This window comes from Kaistia sp. MMO-174, from assembly GCF_037147815.1.
In the GTDB taxonomy this organism is placed as follows: Bacteria; Pseudomonadota; Alphaproteobacteria; order Rhizobiales; family Kaistiaceae; genus Kaistia; species Kaistia nematophila.
Genome location: NZ_JBBCUO010000001.1, coordinates 1,168,875 through 1,185,125, shown reverse-complemented (window position 1 = coordinate 1,185,125; position 16,251 = coordinate 1,168,875). Strand labels below are relative to the sequence as shown.

Annotated in this window: 17 protein-coding genes; 8 read left to right on the top strand and 9 right to left on the bottom strand. The window is 68.0% G+C overall.

All coding sequences use genetic code 11. The features are described 5' to 3' along the window. Positions 1–3: 3 nt before the first annotated feature. The gene (locus tag WFK98_RS05345; protein ID WP_336799506.1) at positions 4–414 is read right to left on the bottom strand and encodes a VOC family protein; all 411 of its coding nucleotides are present in this window, start codon (positions 412–414) and stop codon (positions 4–6) included. Between the two features lie 131 nt (positions 415–545). Here WFK98_RS05345 and alr point away from each other — a divergent pair, with 131 nt between their 5' ends. The 5 genes from alr (at position 546) to WFK98_RS05320 (ending at position 6,292) form a co-directional block, all read left to right on the top strand. Then, positions 546–1,676 carry an alanine racemase gene (gene alr, locus WFK98_RS05340; protein ID WP_336799609.1) on the top strand — a complete coding sequence of 377 codons (1,131 nt, stop codon included), beginning with the start codon at positions 546–548 and terminating at the stop codon, positions 1,674–1,676. Continuing rightward, positions 1,676–3,130 (top strand): DNA repair protein RadA, encoded by a 1,455-nt coding sequence (gene radA, locus WFK98_RS05335; RefSeq protein WP_266339470.1) that lies wholly within the window; start codon positions 1,676–1,678, stop codon positions 3,128–3,130. The genes alr and radA overlap by 1 nt, the downstream gene beginning before the upstream one ends. Before the next feature lie 56 nt (positions 3,131–3,186). Then, a complete protein-coding gene (locus WFK98_RS05330; protein WP_266339469.1) occupies positions 3,187–3,903 on the top strand; it encodes a CvpA family protein in 717 nt (238 codons plus the stop codon). A gap of 66 nt (positions 3,904–3,969) precedes the next feature. Then, positions 3,970–5,436, top strand: a complete 1,467-nt coding sequence (purF, locus tag WFK98_RS05325; RefSeq protein ID WP_266339468.1) for an amidophosphoribosyltransferase — start codon at positions 3,970–3,972, stop codon at positions 5,434–5,436. A 118-nt stretch (positions 5,437–5,554) separates the two neighbouring features. Next, the gene (locus WFK98_RS05320; RefSeq protein ID WP_336799505.1) at positions 5,555–6,292 is read left to right on the top strand and encodes an SDR family NAD(P)-dependent oxidoreductase; all 738 of its coding nucleotides are present in this window, start codon (positions 5,555–5,557) and stop codon (positions 6,290–6,292) included. Positions 6,293–6,473: 181 nt separating this feature from the next. Here WFK98_RS05320 and WFK98_RS05315 read toward each other — a convergent pair whose 3' ends face one another. The 4 genes from WFK98_RS05315 to panB all read right to left on the bottom strand — a co-directional run bounded on the left by WFK98_RS05315 (position 6,474) and on the right by panB (position 10,898). Further along, on the bottom strand, positions 6,474–7,478 hold the full coding sequence (locus WFK98_RS05315) for a hydroxyacid dehydrogenase (RefSeq protein ID WP_336799504.1): 1,005 nt from the start codon (positions 7,476–7,478) through the stop codon (positions 6,474–6,476). A 177-nt stretch (positions 7,479–7,655) separates the two neighbouring features. Continuing rightward, positions 7,656–9,065 carry a ribosome biogenesis GTPase Der gene (gene der, locus WFK98_RS05310; protein WP_266339465.1) on the bottom strand — a complete coding sequence of 470 codons (1,410 nt, stop codon included), beginning with the start codon at positions 9,063–9,065 and terminating at the stop codon, positions 7,656–7,658. A 126-nt stretch (positions 9,066–9,191) separates the two neighbouring features. After that, positions 9,192–9,869 (bottom strand): DUF2659 family protein, encoded by a 678-nt coding sequence (locus WFK98_RS05305; RefSeq protein WP_266339464.1) that lies wholly within the window; start codon positions 9,867–9,869, stop codon positions 9,192–9,194. 174 nt (positions 9,870–10,043) lie between these two features. Continuing rightward, positions 10,044–10,898, bottom strand: coding sequence for a 3-methyl-2-oxobutanoate hydroxymethyltransferase (gene panB, locus WFK98_RS05300; protein ID WP_336799503.1), 855 nt, complete (start codon positions 10,896–10,898; stop codon positions 10,044–10,046). A gap of 116 nt (positions 10,899–11,014) precedes the next feature. Here panB and WFK98_RS05295 point away from each other — a divergent pair, with 116 nt between their 5' ends. Further along, positions 11,015–11,623 (top strand): L,D-transpeptidase, encoded by a 609-nt coding sequence (locus WFK98_RS05295; RefSeq protein WP_336799502.1) that lies wholly within the window; start codon positions 11,015–11,017, stop codon positions 11,621–11,623. 171 nt (positions 11,624–11,794) lie between these two features. After that, a complete protein-coding gene (locus WFK98_RS05290) occupies positions 11,795–12,262 on the top strand; it encodes a L,D-transpeptidase (protein ID WP_266339462.1) in 468 nt (155 codons plus the stop codon). Positions 12,263–12,350: 88 nt separating this feature from the next. Here WFK98_RS05290 and WFK98_RS05285 read toward each other — a convergent pair whose 3' ends face one another. From WFK98_RS05285 to WFK98_RS05275, 3 genes are all read right to left on the bottom strand, one after another. After that, positions 12,351–12,803: a YybH family protein gene (locus WFK98_RS05285; protein ID WP_266339461.1), complete on the bottom strand. Its 453-nt coding sequence runs from the start codon at positions 12,801–12,803 to the stop codon at positions 12,351–12,353. Positions 12,804–12,916: 113 nt separating this feature from the next. After that, positions 12,917–14,056 carry an alpha-D-ribose 1-methylphosphonate 5-triphosphate diphosphatase gene (locus WFK98_RS05280; RefSeq protein WP_420909640.1) on the bottom strand — a complete coding sequence of 380 codons (1,140 nt, stop codon included), beginning with the start codon at positions 14,054–14,056 and terminating at the stop codon, positions 12,917–12,919. Further along, positions 14,053–14,748: a DUF1045 domain-containing protein gene (locus tag WFK98_RS05275; RefSeq protein WP_266339459.1), complete on the bottom strand. Its 696-nt coding sequence runs from the start codon at positions 14,746–14,748 to the stop codon at positions 14,053–14,055. Before WFK98_RS05275 ends, WFK98_RS05280 begins: the two co-directional genes overlap by 4 nt. Before the next feature lie 208 nt (positions 14,749–14,956). On the opposite strand from WFK98_RS05275, the gene WFK98_RS05270 reads away from it, so the two are divergent. Then, positions 14,957–15,286, top strand: coding sequence for a hypothetical protein (locus tag WFK98_RS05270; RefSeq protein WP_336799501.1), 330 nt, complete (start codon positions 14,957–14,959; stop codon positions 15,284–15,286). Positions 15,287–15,334: 48 nt separating this feature from the next. Here WFK98_RS05270 and recO read toward each other — a convergent pair whose 3' ends face one another. Further along, positions 15,335–16,087: a DNA repair protein RecO gene (recO, locus tag WFK98_RS05265; protein WP_336799500.1), complete on the bottom strand. Its 753-nt coding sequence runs from the start codon at positions 16,085–16,087 to the stop codon at positions 15,335–15,337. Positions 16,088–16,251 lie beyond the last annotated feature (164 nt).

Sequence of the window (16,251 nt, the reverse complement as noted above, 5' to 3'; positions counted from 1 at the left end):
GCGTCACGGCTTCTGCTGCAGCAGGTCCCACTTGTTGCCGTAGAGGTCCTCGAACACGGCGACGGTGCCATAGGCCTCGTCCCGTGGCGCTTCGAGGAAGCGGACGCCATGCGCCCGGAAGGCGGCAAAGTCGCGCTGGAAATCGTCCGTATGGAGAAACAGGAACACGCGCCCGCCGGACTGGCTTCCGATGGCGCGCTCCTGCGCCTCGTCGCGCGCCCTGGCGAGCAGGATCCGCGTCTCAGCCGGGGGATTGGTCGCCATCAGCACCCAGCGCTTGCCGTCGCCCAGCGGCGTATCCTCGACGCAGACGAAGCCAAGCCTGTCGCGATACCAGGCGATGGCCTCATCATAGTCGCGCACCACCAGGGCCACGGCTCCGAGGCTGCGCCGCGCCGCGCCCGCCGGCGTCACGATGCGCTACCGCGTTGCGCCAGCATGCAGATTGGCCTTGAGATCGCCGCGAAAATGGCAGAGACCAACGGCTGCAAATTCCTGCTCCATGCTCGCCGCGCTGGCGGCCCCGAATCGCGTACCCTCGCTTGATGGAACAATCGGATCCCACTCCCGTCCAGACGCCGGCCACCACCGGCAACCGGCTGACGATCGATCTCGGCGCGCTCGCCCGCAACTGGCAGGCGCTGGCGGCACAGGCCGGCACGGCGGAGACGGCCGCCGCCGTCAAGGGCAACGCCTACGGCATCGGCGCGGAACCGGCCGCAAGGGCCCTTTCCCGCGCCGGATGCCGCACCTTTTTCGTCGCCCTGCCGGAAGAGGGATTTGAAGTGCGCGCCGTCGCGCCGGAAGCGACCATCTATGTGCTGAACGGTCTCGCGAGCGGCGTCGCCGCCGCCCATGAAGCCGGCAATATCCGCCCGGTGATCGGCTCGCTCGACGAATTGCGGGAGTGGTCCGCCTATCGCGCCGACGGCGGCCAGGGCCACGCCGCGCTGCATGTCGACACCGGCATGAACCGCCTCGGCGTCACCTTCGCCGAAGCGCTGGAGCTCGCGTCCGATCGTGGCCTCACCGAGCGGCTGGGACTGACGCTGGTGATGAGCCATCTCGCCTGCGGCGACACGCCGGCGCATCCGCTCAACGCGCGCCAGCTGGCCACGATGCAGGACGTCCACGCCCTCTTTCCCGGCCTGCCGGTCTCGCTCGCCAATACGGCCGGGATCGCGCTCGGCCGCGACTATCATTTCAATCTGGTCCGCCCCGGCATCGGCCTCTATGGCGGCCCCTATATCGAAGGCGAGCCGCCGCTGGAGACGGTCGTCACCGCCGAGGCCCGCATCATCCAGATCCGCGACGTGCCGGCCGGCGAGACGGTCGGCTATGGCGCGGCGCAGACCATGGCCCGCCCCTGCCGCATCGCCATCCTTTCGACGGGCTATGCCGACGGCTACCACCGCAGCGCCGGCGCCACCGACGGGCATCCGGGCGCCAGCGTGGTCCTGCACGGCCACCGCGCGCCGCTGGTCGGGCGCATCTCGATGGACCTGATGGCGATCGACGTAACCGACATCCCGGCGGCGCGGCGCGGCGACTGGGTCGAGCTGTTCGGCCCGAACATGCCGGTCGCAGAGGTGGCGACAGCCGCCCGCACCATCAGCTACGAACTCCTGACCAGCCTCGGCGGCCGCTATGCCAGGCACTATCGGGGAGCCCTCTGATGGCGCGCGCGAAAATCCAGTTCATCTGCCAGAACTGCGGCGCCGTCAGCCCGCGCTGGCAGGGCCGCTGCGAAGCCTGCGGCGAATGGAACACGATGGTCGAGGAAAGCGCCTCGGGCGGCATCGGCGGCGGCCCCGCCAAGGGCCCGGTCAAGCGCGGCCGCATCGTCGAGCTGCAGGCACTCTCCGGCGGCAGCACGCAGCCCCCGCGCATCGCCTCGGGCATCGCCGAACTCGACCGCGTCACCGGCGGCGGCTTCGTCCGCGGCTCGGCGCTGCTGGTCGGTGGCGATCCCGGGATCGGCAAGTCGACGCTGCTGCTGCAGGCGTCCGCAGCGCTCGCCTCGAAGGGCGAACGGGTCGTCTACATCTCCGGCGAAGAGGCGATCGCGCAGGTGCGGCTCCGGGCCGAGCGCATGGGCGTCGCCCACACGCCGGTGGCGCTCGCGGCCGAAACCAGCGTCGAGGACATCCTCGCCACGCTGCAGGCAGGCCCCGTCCCTGCCCTCGTCATCCTCGACTCGATCCAGACGCTCTGGACCGAAACGGCGGAATCCGCACCGGGCACGGTGACGCAGGTGCGCGCCGCGGCGCAGGCGATGATCCGCTACGCCAAGAATTCCGGCGCGACGCTGGTGCTCGTCGGCCATGTCACCAAGGACGGCCAGATCGCCGGCCCCCGCGTCGTCGAGCACATGGTGGACGCGGTGCTCTATTTCGAGGGCGAAGGCGGCAAGCAGTTCCGCATCCTGCGCGCGGTGAAGAACCGCTTCGGCGCCACCGACGAAATCGGCGTGTTCGAAATGACCGGCAGCGGATTGCGCGAAGTGCCCAATCCGTCTGAGCTTTTCCTCGGCGAGCGCAACGCCGCCTCGCCGGGCGCCGCCGTTTTCGCCGGCATGGAGGGCTCGCGCCCGGTGCTGGTCGAGATACAGGCCCTCGTGGCCCCGTCGCTGCTCGGCACGCCGCGCCGCGCCGTGGTCGGCTGGGACTCCGGCCGCCTCGCCATGGTGATCGCCGTGCTCGAATCGCATTGCGGCGTGAAGCTCGGCTCCAACGACGTCTACCTGGCGGTGGCCGGCGGGCTGAAAATTACGGAGCCGGCTGCGGATCTCGCGGTCGCTTCCGCACTCGTCTCCTCGCTCTCCGGTATTGCCCTGCCGGCGGATTGCGTCTATTTCGGCGAAGTCAGCCTTTCGGGAGCCGTCAGGCCGGTCGGCCACGCTGCGCAGCGCCTGAAAGAGGCGCAAAAGCTTGGTTTCGCCCGGGCTGTCCTGCCGGTCGCATCGATCGACAAGGAAGCCAATCTCGGTCCCGGACTGCAGGGGATCGACCAGTTGGCCGGCCTCGTCGCCATGATCGCGGCCTCGGGGACGCGTCCGCAGCAGCGGGCGGTGCCGGACCCTGCGGCGCGACGGCGGTCGACTGTGGCCGATGAGGCATTGGATTCGTGAGAGCGACGGGCTAAACCGCAACCTTCTGCGGCGCGGGGCAAGGGGTCATCGAAGGAATGCCGGTCACGATTCTCGACGGTGTGGTCTTTGTCGTCATTCTGGTCTCGGCGATGCTCGCCATGGTGCGCGGCTTCGTCCGGGAAGTGCTGTCCGTCGCCTCCTGGGCGCTGGCGGCCGCCGCGGCCTTCTTCTTCTACAAATCGCTGCTGCCCTTCGTGGAGCCTTACATCGCCAACAAGAACGTGGCGATCATCGCGACGGCGGCCGGCATCTTCTTCATCGCCCTGATCGTCGCCAGCTACATCGCGATGAAGATCTCGGATTTCGTCATCGACAGCCGCGTCGGCCTGATCGACCGCATCCTCGGCTTCTTCTTCGGTGTCGCGCGCGGCCTTCTGCTCGTCGTCATCGCCTTCGCCTTCCTGTCCTGGATCCTGTCGGATCGCCAGCCGGCATGGGTTGCGAACGCGCAAAGCGCCCCTATCTTGAAGTCACTCGCGGACAAGCTCGTCGCAGCGCTGCCGGAGGACATCGAAAAGACGATCCAGGATCGTCTGCACGGCAAGGGCGAGGAAAACACCGCGCCGCCGGCGGACGCACCGGCCGACGACGCGCCCGACGCCGCCCCTGCGCAGCCGGACGCGCAGCAGCAGCCGGACGCGCAGCCCGGCAGCAGCTATGGAACGCAGGAACGCAAGGGCCTCGACAACCTGTTCGACAACAATGGCGAGGCACCGGCCGAAGAGCCGGACCAGACCCCAGCGCCGGACTGACCCGGGGACGCACCACTTCCCTGACGCGATCGCCACGGATCGCTCATCAGGTTAAAAGGACCGGATATGGACGATTTTTCGATGCTGCCAGCTTCGGCCGACGACGACCACCTTCGCGAGGAGTGTGGCGTTTTCGGCGTTTTCGGGCATGACGACGCCGCAGCGCTGACCGCGCTCGGCCTGCATGCGCTCCAGCATCGCGGCCAGGAAGCCGCCGGCATCGCCGCCCATGACGGGCGACAGTTCTCGATCGAGCGCCACATGGGCCTCGTGGGCGACAATTTCACCCGCAAAGCAGTGATCGACCGCCTGCCCGGCCGACGCGCCATCGGCCATAACCGCTACGCCACGACCGGCGGCGTCGGCCTGCGCAACGTTCAGCCTATGTATGCCGAGTTCGCCGGCGGCGGCTTCGCCGTCGCGCATAACGGCAACCTCACCAACGCGATGACCCTCAAGCGCGAATTGCAGCGCCGCGGCTCGCTGTTCCAGTCGACGTCCGACACCGAGACGATCATCCACCTGATCGCCACCTCGATCCACGGCCAGCTTCTCGACCGCTTCATCGACGCGATCCGCCGCATCGAGGGCGCCTATTCGCTGGTCGCGCTCTCCGAGAAGAAGATGATGGGCTGCCGCGATCCGCTCGGCGTGCGCCCGCTCGTGCTCGGCAAGCTGGACGACGCCCACATCCTCGCTTCCGAGACCTGCGCGCTCGACATCATCGGCGCCAGCTTCGTGCGCGACATCGCGCCGGGCGAAGTCGTCATCATCACCGACGAGGGCATCGAGAGCTTCTTCCCGTTCGAGCGCCAGCGCTCGCGCTTCTGCATGTTCGAATATGTCTATTTCGCCCGGCCGGATTCCTCGGTCGACGGCCGCGGCGTCTACGAGGTGCGCAAGCGCATCGGCGCCGAACTGGCGCGCGAGAGCGGCGTCGACGCCGACGTCATCGTGCCGGTGCCGGATTCCGGCGTGCCGGCGGCAATCGGCTATGCCGAGGCGGCCGGCATCCCGTTCGATCTCGGCATCATCCGCAACCACTATGTCGGCCGCACCTTCATCGAGCCGACGGACGCCATCCGCCACATGGGCGTCAAGCTCAAGCACAACGCCAATATGGGCGTGATCGCCGGCAAGCGCGTCGTGCTGGTCGACGATTCGATCGTGCGCGGCACCACTTCGATGAAGATCGTGCAGATGGTGCGCGATGCCGGCGCGGCGGAAGTGCATATGCGCATCGCCAGCCCGCCGACGACCGATTCCTGCTTCTACGGCGTCAACACGCCGGAAAAGGCGAAGCTGATCGCCTCGCACATGTCGGTGCAGGAGATCGCCGATTTCATCAAGGCGGACAGCCTGGCCTTCCTATCGATCGACGGGCTTTATCGTGCCGTCGGCGAAGCGCAGCGCGACAATGTCGCGCCGCAGTTCTGCGACGCCTGCTTCACCGGCGACTACCCGACCCGGCTCGCCGATTTCGAAGATCGCGGCAAGGTTCAGCCGCTGACGCGGTTGGCCGAGGCGAGCTGAACGCCCGCATGCCGGCCGCCCCCGCCTTCCTTCCCCTCCCCGTCTCCCCGGAACGGTCGCGCCGCCTGATCGGCGCGCGCCCGGCCGGGCCGAGCGCAGCGCTTGATTGGACGCTTCCGTGACTTCTCCCGACCTCTCCGGCCGCATCGTCGTCGTCACCGGAGCCTCGCGCGGCATCGGCTGGAACGTGGCCCTCGCGGTGGCGGAAGCCGGCGCCCATGTCATCGCCATCGCCCGCACCGTCGGCGCGCTGGAGGAACTCGACGACGAGATCAAGGCCAAGGGCGGCACGGCAACGCTGGTTCCGCTCGACCTGCGCGACCTCGACGCGATCGATCGCCTCGGCCTGTCGATCTACGAGCGCTGGGGCAAGCTCGACGGCCTCGTCGGCAATGCCGGCCAGCTCGGCATCATCACCCCGGTCGCCCATCTCGACCAGAAGATCTGGGACGAGGTGATGACGGTCAATGTCACCGCCAACTACCGCCTGATCCGCTCGCTCGATCCGCTGCTGCGGCAGTCCGACGCCGGCCGCGCCCTGTTCCTGAGCTCGGGCGCCGCCGTGCATTGCGGTCCCTATTGGGGCGTCTATTCGGCCTCGAAGGCGGCGCTGGAAGCGCTGGTTCGCACGTATGCGGCGGAGGTCGATTCGAGCACCGTGCGAGCGAACCTGTTCGATCCAGGCCCGCTGCGCACCCAGATGCGCGCCAAGGCCAAGCCCGGAGAGGATCCCGAGACGCTGAACCACCCGGGCGTCGTCGCCGCCGACATCGCGCGAATGATCGCGCCCGGCTTCACCGACAACGGCACCCGGTTCGAGTTCCTGACCGGCAACGTCACCCGTTTCCTGGGTTAGGGTTTCGCAGGAATCCCCTCACCGCAACCCTCTTCCGCCAGCGGGAGAGGGAGTGCGCTACCCCCGCCTCGCCAACGCGCAAGCCAAAAAGCCCTCGCCCGCTTGCGGGAGAGGGTTGGGTGAGGGTCTTGCTTGCAGACTGCAGGGCGCTCAGGAGCGAGCCGGCCGGCCCGGCAGAATCCTAGAGGATCGAAACGCCCTTCAGCCGCGGCAGCACCGGCCGGTTGACCAGGCGATCCACGAGGATCTCGCGGCGGGTGAACCAGCTCAGGACGTTTTCCGCCCCCATCACCGCGATCCGCTCCATCGTCGCCGCCGTCTCGGCGGCGATATGCGGGGTGATGATCGTGTTGGGTGCGGTCAGCAGCGGGTTGTCGGGCTTGGGCGGTTCGGCCGCCAACGTGTCGAGCGCCGCGCCGCCGAGGCGGCCCGAGACGAGCGCCTCGGCCACGTCGGCCTCGTTCAGCAGCCCGCCGCGCGCGGTATTGACCAGGAGCGCGCCCGGCTTCATGCGCGCGATCGCGTCGCGATTGAAGAAGCCGCGATTGGAGGCGTCCATCGGGCAGTGCAGGCTGACGATGTCGCTCTCGGCCAGAAGCTTTTCCAGCGGCAGGATGGCGAAGCCGCTGGCGGTCGACGGCGTCGCGCCCGGCCGGCCGGAAGCGACGACGCGCATGCCGAGCGCCCGCGCCATCTCGCCGACCTGCCGGCCGATGCGGCCAAGCCCGACAATGCCCAGCGTCTGGCCGCGAAGTTCGGTGGCGATGTAGCGGCCGCGATCCCAAATGCCGGCCTTCAGCCGCGCATCGAGGCGCACGACGTCGCGCCGGATCGCCAGGATCAGAGCGATAGCCATCTCGGCCGTGGCGTCGGCATTGGCGTCGCCGGCCGTCATCACCGGGATGTCGCGCTCGGTCGCGCCGGCGAGGTCCACGCTGTCGACCCCAGCCCCCATCTTGGAGATCATCGCGAGATGCGGCGCCGCATCGAGCACGCCGGCGTCGAGCGGCGGGTTGGCCCGCACGAGGATGGCGTCGAAGCGGCGGGCCGACAGGGTCGCGATCATGCGGGCGCGATCGATCGGCCCGCTCATCGTCTCGATGGTGGCGCCGATCGGCGCCAGGATCCGGCTGGCCGGCTCCAGCAGGTCATCGCCCGTCATCAGGACATGGATGGGCGATGTCATGGCTCTCGTTCCTGTCCAGCGCGACTGTACCTTCACCTCTCCCAGGGGGAGAGGTCGGAGCGAAGCTCCGGCTGAGGGCTTGCGATCTCTCCGGTGAGGCCTGAACCCCTCACCCGTCGGCCTGCGGCCGTCGACCTCTCCCTATGGGAGAGGGGAAAGACTGCGCCCCGCCCGACCCTAGCGCTTCTTCGCCTTGTTCTCGAACGGGTTCTCACCCTTGCGCAGCGTCAGGCGCAGCGGCACGGCGCTGAGCTTGAAGGTGTCGCGGATGCCGTTCAGCAGATAGCGCGTATAGGCGTCCGGCAGCGCCTCGGGGCGCGAGCAGAAGGCGACGAAGGTCGGCGGCCGCGCCTTGGGCTGGGTCATGTAGCGCAGCTTGATGCGGCGGCCGGAGACGGCGGGCGGCGGATGATGCTCGAGCACGCTCGCCAGCCAGCGGTTCAAGGCCGCCGTCGGAATGCGGCGGTTCCAGGTCGCGTAGACCTTGAGCAGCTCGCCCATCAGCTTGTCGATGCCGGAGCCGGTGAGGCCGGAGAGCGGCACCAGCGGCACGCCGCGCACCTGCGGCAGCAGGCGCTCGGCCATTTCGCGCAGCTCCGCCATCTTAGCCTGGCGGTCCTCGACGAGATCCCACTTGTTCAGCGCGATGATCAGCGCACGGCCCTCGCGCGCCACCAGATCGGCGATCTGCAGATCCTGCTTCTCGAAGGGGATGGTGACGTCGAGCGTCAGCACCACCACCTCGGCGAAGCGGATGGCGCGCAGCGTGTCGCCGACGGAAAGCTTCTCCAGCTTGGTCTCGACGCGCGCCTTCTTGCGCATGCCGGCGGTGTCGAAGAGCTTGATGCGGCGGTCGTTCCAGGTCCAGTCGACCGAGATCGAATCGCGCGTGATGCCGGCCTCCGGGCCGACCAGCAGGCGATCCTCGCCGAGCATGGTGTTGATCAGCGTCGACTTGCCGGCATTCGGGCGACCGACGATCGCGACCTTGATCGGCTTGGACAGGTCGAGCGGCGCCTCGATCTCCTCGCCCGTCTCCGGATCGATGGCGAGCGGCGCATCGACCTCGTCCTCGTCGTCGAATTCCTCTTCCTCGCGCTCGAACGGCAGCAGCGCCGCGAACAGGTCGGCCATGCCCTCGCCGTGCTCGGCGGAAAGCGCCACCGGCTCGCCGAGGCCGAGCGAATAGGCCTCCATCACGCCGTTCTCGCCGAGCTTGCCCTCGGCCTTGTTGGCGACGAGCACGACCGGCTTGCCGACGCGGCGCAGCAGCTCGGCGAAGTGCTCGTCGACCGGCGTCACGCCGACGCGGGCGTCGATCAGGAACAGCGAGACATCCGCCTCCTCGATCGCCATCTCGGTCTGGGCACGCATGCGGCCCTCGAGGCTGTCCGGATCGGCGTCTTCGAGACCGGCCGTATCGATGATGGTGAAATGCAGATCGCCGATGCGCGCTTCGCCCGGCCGACGATCGCGCGTCACGCCCGGCGTGTCGTCGACGATCGCGATCTTCGAACCGACGAGGCGGTTGAACAAGGTCGACTTGCCGACATTGGGACGGCCGATGATGGCGACGGTAAAGGTCATGATGGGTATGGCCTCAAATGGCGTCGGGAAGCCGCGGCAACCGCGACTTCCCGAAATACTGCCACGTCGAGGTTCCGGCAACACGCCCCGCGTGGCCCGGAACGATGAAAGCGATAGTGTCGTCGATCAGCTCTTGGCGGCGACCGGCGCGGCGCCGATCTTGGCGCGGATCAGATCGAGCATCAGCTGCGTGCGGCTCTGCATCGACTGCGGCGTTTCCGGATCGTCCGCGATCGACTGGAAGTAGCCGCGGGCCCCCTCGAGGTCGCCGGTGCGCCAGGCCGTCAGGCCGAGCAACTCACGGGCGCTGTGGCGCCAGGGGCCACCGACGACGGCGAGATCGCCGACCCGGCTCTTCATTGCGGCGAGGTCGGCCGTGTCAACCACCAGCAGTGCCGCGCGCAGGCGCGCCATCGCCTTCAGGAGGGCCGGCGTATCCGCCTTGGCGGCGATCGCGTCGAAAGCCTTGACGGCCTCGTCGGTCTTCTTGGTCGCCGCCAGCTCGGAAGCGGCGCGGAAGCTTGCCAGGACGGGATAGCCGCCGGTGCCGCTCGCCGCGATCGCGTCGAGAGCCTTGATGGCCTCGTCATGCTTGTTGTCGTTCGCCAGCTGCAGCGCGGCGACGAAACGGTCGCCCTCGGCGGCGGCCTGCTGCTCGCGCCAGTATTCCCAGCCACGCCAGCCGGCGACCGCCACGACGATCAGAACGGCGGCCAGAAGAACGTAGGGTCCGAAGCGCGCCCAGAGGCGCTTCGCCTGTTCACGGCGCAGGTCCTCTTCGACTTCGTGAAAAATGTCAGTCATGCTCTTCTTTCCGGCTCCGGTCAGCGGCGCGCACCATAACGAAGCGACCTTGCGCTGGCAAATCGATGATTGCGGTTCTGGGCCATGAAAAACGTGGATCCGCCGCGACGTCACGTCGCCGACGGATCCCGGTACGGCAGAGGGCGCATCCCGATCGCCGGGAGGCGCCGGAAATCAGGCCTTCGACGTCGAGCCCGGCTCGGTCGTGGCGGCAGCCTTGACCTTGTAGACATTCTCCGGCGACGGGAAGGTCCGCGCCTTGACCTCGTCGGCATAGGCGGAGATCGCCTCGCCGATCAGGCCGCCGAGATTGCCGAACTTCTTGACGAATTTCGGCACGCGCGGCGACAGGCCGAGCATGTCCTCGAGCACCAGGATCTGACCGTCGCAATCCGGGGACGCGCCAATGCCGATGGTCGGAACCGCGACCGCCCGGGTGATGTCGCGCGCCACCGGCTCGATCACGCCCTCGACGACGATGGCGAAGGCGCCCGCATCGGCGATCGCCTTGGCGTCAGCCATGACGGCCGCGATGCTCGCCTCCGTCTTGCCCTGCACCTTGAAGCCGCCCATCGTGTTGATCGACTGCGGGGTGAGGCCGATATGGCCCATGACGGGAATGCCGCGCTGGGTCAGGAAGCGCACGGTCTCGGCCATATGCACGCCGCCTTCCATCTTCACCGCGCCACAGCCGGTTTCCTTCATGATGCGCGCCGCCGAGCGGAACGCCGCCGCCGGGCTCTCCTCATAGGAGCCGAACGGCATGTCGACGACGACGAGCGCCCGCTTCGAGCCCCGCATCACGGCAAGCCCCTGCAGGATCATCATGTCGAGCGTGACGGGAACCGTGCTCTCCAGGCCGTGCATGACCATGCCGAGCGAATCGCCGACCAGGATGAAGTCGACATACGGGTCCATGATCGTCGCGGTATGCGCGTGATAGGAAGTCAGCGAGACGATCGGCGTGCCACCCTTGCGGCTGCCGATATCGATCGCGGTCAGGCGGCGGGTCTGGGGCTCGACGGACATGGGGGTCTCCTTTGGCGCGGAAGCCGGACGTCTTCTGAAATCAAGCGTTCGATGCTGTCTTCGACCGCCCCGCAGGCCCGGATCCTTCCGTTGGCCTCCGGCGGAGACTTGCTAGCATGGTTCGCCGTGACGTTCGACCGCTGCAGACGCAGAGCTGCCAGTTGCAATTGCAACGGCTGGGTTCTTTACAACAGAATTGCGCCTTCCAGATTAACGGTTGTTCAGGCCTTCAGTACTACCTTGAGGAAATGCAGCTCGTATTGCCCCGGGAGAAGACCTCCATGCGCCGTTGTCTTTCAGCTCTTGGCCTAACCTTTGCGATCGGTATCGCCGGCTTTCTGGGCGCCGCGCCGCAAAGCGCGCGGGCCGATGTCGTCGCTCGGATCAATCTGAGCACCCAGCAGATGGTCGTCTATGTCGACGGTCGCGCGCGCTATGGCTGGGACGTCTCGACCGCCCGCCGGGGCTACGTCACGCCCGTCGGCAGCTATCGTCCGACGCGCATGCACCGCATGTGGTACTCGCGCAAATACGATATGGCGCCCATGCCGAATTCGGTGTTCTTCCGCGGCGGCTATGCCATCCACGGCACCCCGCATGTGCGCTCGCTCGGCCGCCCCGCCTCGCATGGCTGCGTAAGGCTCGCGCCCGAAAACGCCCGCACCCTCTACCAGCTGATCGCCGCGCGCGGCATGAACAACACGCGCGTCGTGATCACACGCTGAGAAAATCGTACGCCCGGCCGCCGCCGCGTGACGAAGGTCACTGACTCCGCGGTTGTGGACAGCTAGAACAACATCAGGAGCGGGCAGACGACTCGGCAGCCCGCCCGACAGCTTCTCCTTGACCCGGCCGGACGCCGACAGTGCGGCGCTGGAACTTTCGGAACCGCCTCCATGATCGCCCGCCTGCTCGCCTCCCTGACCGTCGCCTCGATCGCCCTGGCCGTTGCCCCGGCATCGTCCTCCGCCAATTCGCTCTTTCCGGGCCCCGCCGGCGTGTTCGCCACGGTGAACCTGACGAAGCAGCAGATGGATGTCGTCGTCAATCGCGGCAATGGCGTGAAGGAAACCTATAGCTGGAAGGTCTCGACCGGGCGCAAGGGCTTCGAGACGCCGCCCGGCAAGTTCCGCCCCGACTATCTCGACGAGATGCACCATTCGACGAAGTACGAGAACGCGCCGATGCCCTATTCGGTCTTCTTCAACGATGGCATCGCGGTGCACGCCACCACCGAGACCCGGCATCTCGGCCGCCCGGCCTCGCATGGCTGCGTGCGCCTCGACAAGGCGAATGCCGAAGTCTTCTTCAAGGCCGTCAGCGAGATCGGCATGATGCGCACGGCGATCATCGTCGAGAAATAGGCCGCTCGCGCCGACCGCGACCCAGCCTCAAGACAACAAGGCCGCCGATCCATCTCGGCGGCCTTGTCTATTTGGGCGCGCGCTCGCGTCAGTGCGTCTTCGCCGGCGTCATGAAGGCGTAGGGGCGCGCTTCCATGAGCTTCCAGGCGCCCCCGCTCTTGCGGGCGAGAAGCACGACATGGATTTCGAGCGGCGCCCGGCCGCCGGCCTGCGTGCTCGCGACCTCGTGCAGCGCGTCGATGAAGACGGTGTCGCCGAGCTCGCGAAGCGACTCGATGGTGAAGTGGCTGTGCGCGCCCTTCAGGATCGACGCCATGTCCGACGCCAGGACCCTCTGGACACCGGAATGACCCGTGCCGCGCAGGCCGGTCGGGCTGATGACGGTGGCGTCCTCGGTAAACAGCCTGATCGCCTCTGCGGCGTCGCCGCGGTCCATGCAGGACGCGATCTCGTCGAAGAGCGGCTGCAATTCGTCGGCGAGCTTGCGGCTCATCGGGCTCATCGCAGCGTGCGGATGCGGGGTATGCTGTTGCGTAGCCATGACGGCTCCTCCAACTGTCGGATCCGGATGATCCGGGCTGGAGCATAGACCCGCGCACCGCGGCCGGAACGCACGTCTGCGCGATAACCGGCGACGGTCCGATCCGAGCCGCCTCAGGCGACGCGCTGGCCGTGCCGCCAGACGCTGCGCACGACCGGCACGCCTTCGCCCGCCCGCACGCGGACGATATCGGCGCGAAGCCCAGGCCGGATCGCGCCTCGATCGGTCAGCCCGACCGCCTCGGCCGGCGCGCGGGTCACGAGCCGCACCGCCTCCGGCAGCCGGATCGACGGCACGATCTCCGGCAGCGAGAACACCGCGATCATCAGGCTGAACGGCACATAGTCCGACGACAGGATGTCGAGATGGCCGGCCTCGGCCAGCGCTGCGGCCGAGACATTGCCGGAATGCGAGCCGCCGCGAACCAGGTTCGGCGCGCCCATCAGCACGCGGATATCGGCCGCCTGCGATGCGGCTGCCGCCTCGACCGTGGTCGGGAACTCGGCGATCGAGACACCGTCCGATGCGGCCTCGTCGACATGGGCCACCGTCGCGTCGTCGTGGCTCGCGACCGCGATGCGGCGCGGATGGCAGAGATCGACGATCTCGCGGCGATGGCGGGCCGAGAACTCCTCGGCCTGGGCGATGCGCTTGGACGCGAACGCCTCATAGGCGGCGTCGGACATGCCCATCTTGCCCTGGTAGAAGGCGCGATAGCTGTCGAGGCTGGCGAACTGGCGCTGGCCGGGCGAATGATCCATCAGCGAGACCAGCCGCACGGGCAGCACGTCGAGGAAGCCGGCCAGGCCATCGAGCACGTCGGGCGCCGAGACCTCGCAGCGCAGATGCAGGAGATGGTCGACGCGCAGTCGGTCCTCGCGCTTCGCCGTCTCGATGGCGTCCGCGAGGTTCTGCATCTCGGCCGTCGAGGTGCGCGCATCCTCGTCCATACCGACCCGCAACGCGTCGAACACGGTGGTGATGCCGGCGCCTGCGACCTGCGCGTCATGCGCCTGCACCGCCGCGATCGGGTTCCAGCGTACGCCGGGACGCGGCGCATAGTGGCCTTCGAGATGGTCGGTGTGCAGCTCGACAAAGCCCGGCACCAGATAGTCGCCCTCGACATCGTCGCCGAGACGGGTCGGGCCGGTGTCGAAATCGGCGATCAGCCCGTCGCGCAGGACAAGGCTGCCCTCGACGATCTCGTCTTCCAGAACGATGCGGGCATTGGCAAAGACCTGTTCGCGCATCAGGCCGCGCTCCCCGAAAGCAGCGCGACATGCCGCACCAGGAACGGCGAGCCCCGCTCCGGCTCGATGAACAGGCCAAGCCGGTCGAGCGCGAAGGGCGCACCGTCAAATCCAGCGAAATGCTTCTTCAGTTCGGTCTCCATCGCCTCGGCGTCGTCCTTCGGAACACGCCCCGTGAGCGACATATGGAACCGGAAGGCGTCGAATACATAGGGATAGCCCCAGCGGATCAGGTTCGTCTCCTCGTCCAGCGTCAGGCCGGCGACGCGACGGCGGGCGATGTCGGCCTCCGAAAGCGGCGCGCGGAAGGGCTCGAACTCGGCGACGATCCGCCCGGCGAGGTCATCGAGCTCCGGCACGCGCTCGTTCGGCACGAGGGCGAAGAAGCGCCCGAGGCGGCGAATGACCAGTTCCGGCACGGTGATGGCGGCGGACTGCGCGGCGAAGGCGTCGAGCGTCGCGATCAGGTCCGCCTCGCTCTGTCCGTCGGCCAGGGTGAAGGGCGCCTTCAGCGTGGCGTGGAAGCCATAGCGCGCCGGATCCGCCAGATAGGCCTCGATCGTGCCGTCCGAGAAGCCGTTGACCGGCGGCAGCGGATGGTCCTCGCCGGTGAACGCATCGCGACCGAGCCAGCGGACGGCGGCACGCGCGAGGGGATGATCGGCGGAAGGCGTGGCGTAGATGGCGTATCGCAAGGATCGTCTCGACAGTTGGGGCCGAATCGCGGACCGGCAGTGTAGCGCAAGCCGTATGGCGGAACGGAGACATTGCCGCTCCGGCGAGCCGATCACAAAAACGCGCCGACTGCCGCTTTCCTTGCAATGACACGTTGCATTTCACGGTTCGACAACGATATCCCGTCTAGATGAAGACTGCAGTCATTCGTTCGAATGAGGATCCAAGATGAGCCTGTCCAAATCCGCCCTCGGTCTTGCCGCCCTCGCCTTCCTGGCCGGCTCGGCGGTGCTTTCGGCTTCGTCGCCTGCCTCGGCCGGCAACACCAATCACGGCCCGACCAGCATCCTTGATCCCAATTCCGGCCCGCTGGCCGACTGGGAAGTGTTCGGCTTCGACCTTTCCAGCATCCCGGACGATCCGGCTTCGCTCGCCGCCTTCCGCGCCTCGCTCGACCCGTGGACGCAGCGGGGCATCACCAATCGCTGCCGCTACGACATCGGCATCCACCCCTTCCGCTATTCGCCGAAAGTCCGCGACTTCTGCTGGGCGCGCTGAGGCGCGCCTGAACGGCGGAGCGACCGGCTCAGCTACGGTCCACGCCGCTCAGATGGCCTGCGCCATCGCCAGCCGGTCGATCTGGACCAGGAATTCCGTCCGCGCTGTCGGTTCGCGCAGGCCGCGCGGGCCATAGACACGTCGTGACAGGAAGTGGCCAGTCAGGCGGAAAGCGTCGCGGAGCTCTTCCGGGCCGCCATTGCTTGGCCCGCCGGTCATGAAGGGCGCGAGGCGCAGCAGTCGGTCCTCGTAGCCGACCGCGCCGGCCCGGCTGACGGCCCGCCCGGTCTTCGGCGAAACATACTGCAGATCGTCCCGCGCGCCCGTCGCGGCGCAGGCGGAAAGATCGAGCCCGTAGCCGAGTTCCTCCAGCAGGGCGAGCTCGAAGCGAGCGATGAAGGCGCCGAATTCATAGAGCGCCGGCCGGTCCGCGCCAGCGAACGCATCGAGCGCCGCCTCGACCGCGCCATGCAGGGCCGGATGCGGCTCTCGCTCGGCCAGGAGACGCAGATGGCCGGTGAGCGTCTGCAGGGCGAAGATCGCGCCGGGATCGGCGATCAGCCGCGCCGCGCGGCTCACCAGCGGCTCCACCGTGAAGATGCCGAGATGCTCGTCGAGCCGCGCCCGCCAGACGACCTGCACGGTATTGCCCGGCTGCAGCACCGGGGCGAGCCGGCGCGAGCGGCCGCCACGGACGAGGCCGAGATGACGACCGCGCTCCGCCGTCATCAGTTCGAGGACGACGCTCGTCTCGCCCTGCTGCCGGACGCCCAATACCAGGCCCTGATCAGTCCATTCCATGCGGCCATTCTAGTCGAAGGGAGGGGCCGGCGAAATCCGCCTTGCTCGCGAGATGGAAGGCGGCAACAAGGATCCGGCATCCGGGCCGCGCCCCGGCATCAGCCGCGCCCCGATGCCGCCCCATCGCGCTTGATCCCGCCCGGGACGACGCTAATGTCCCCCAT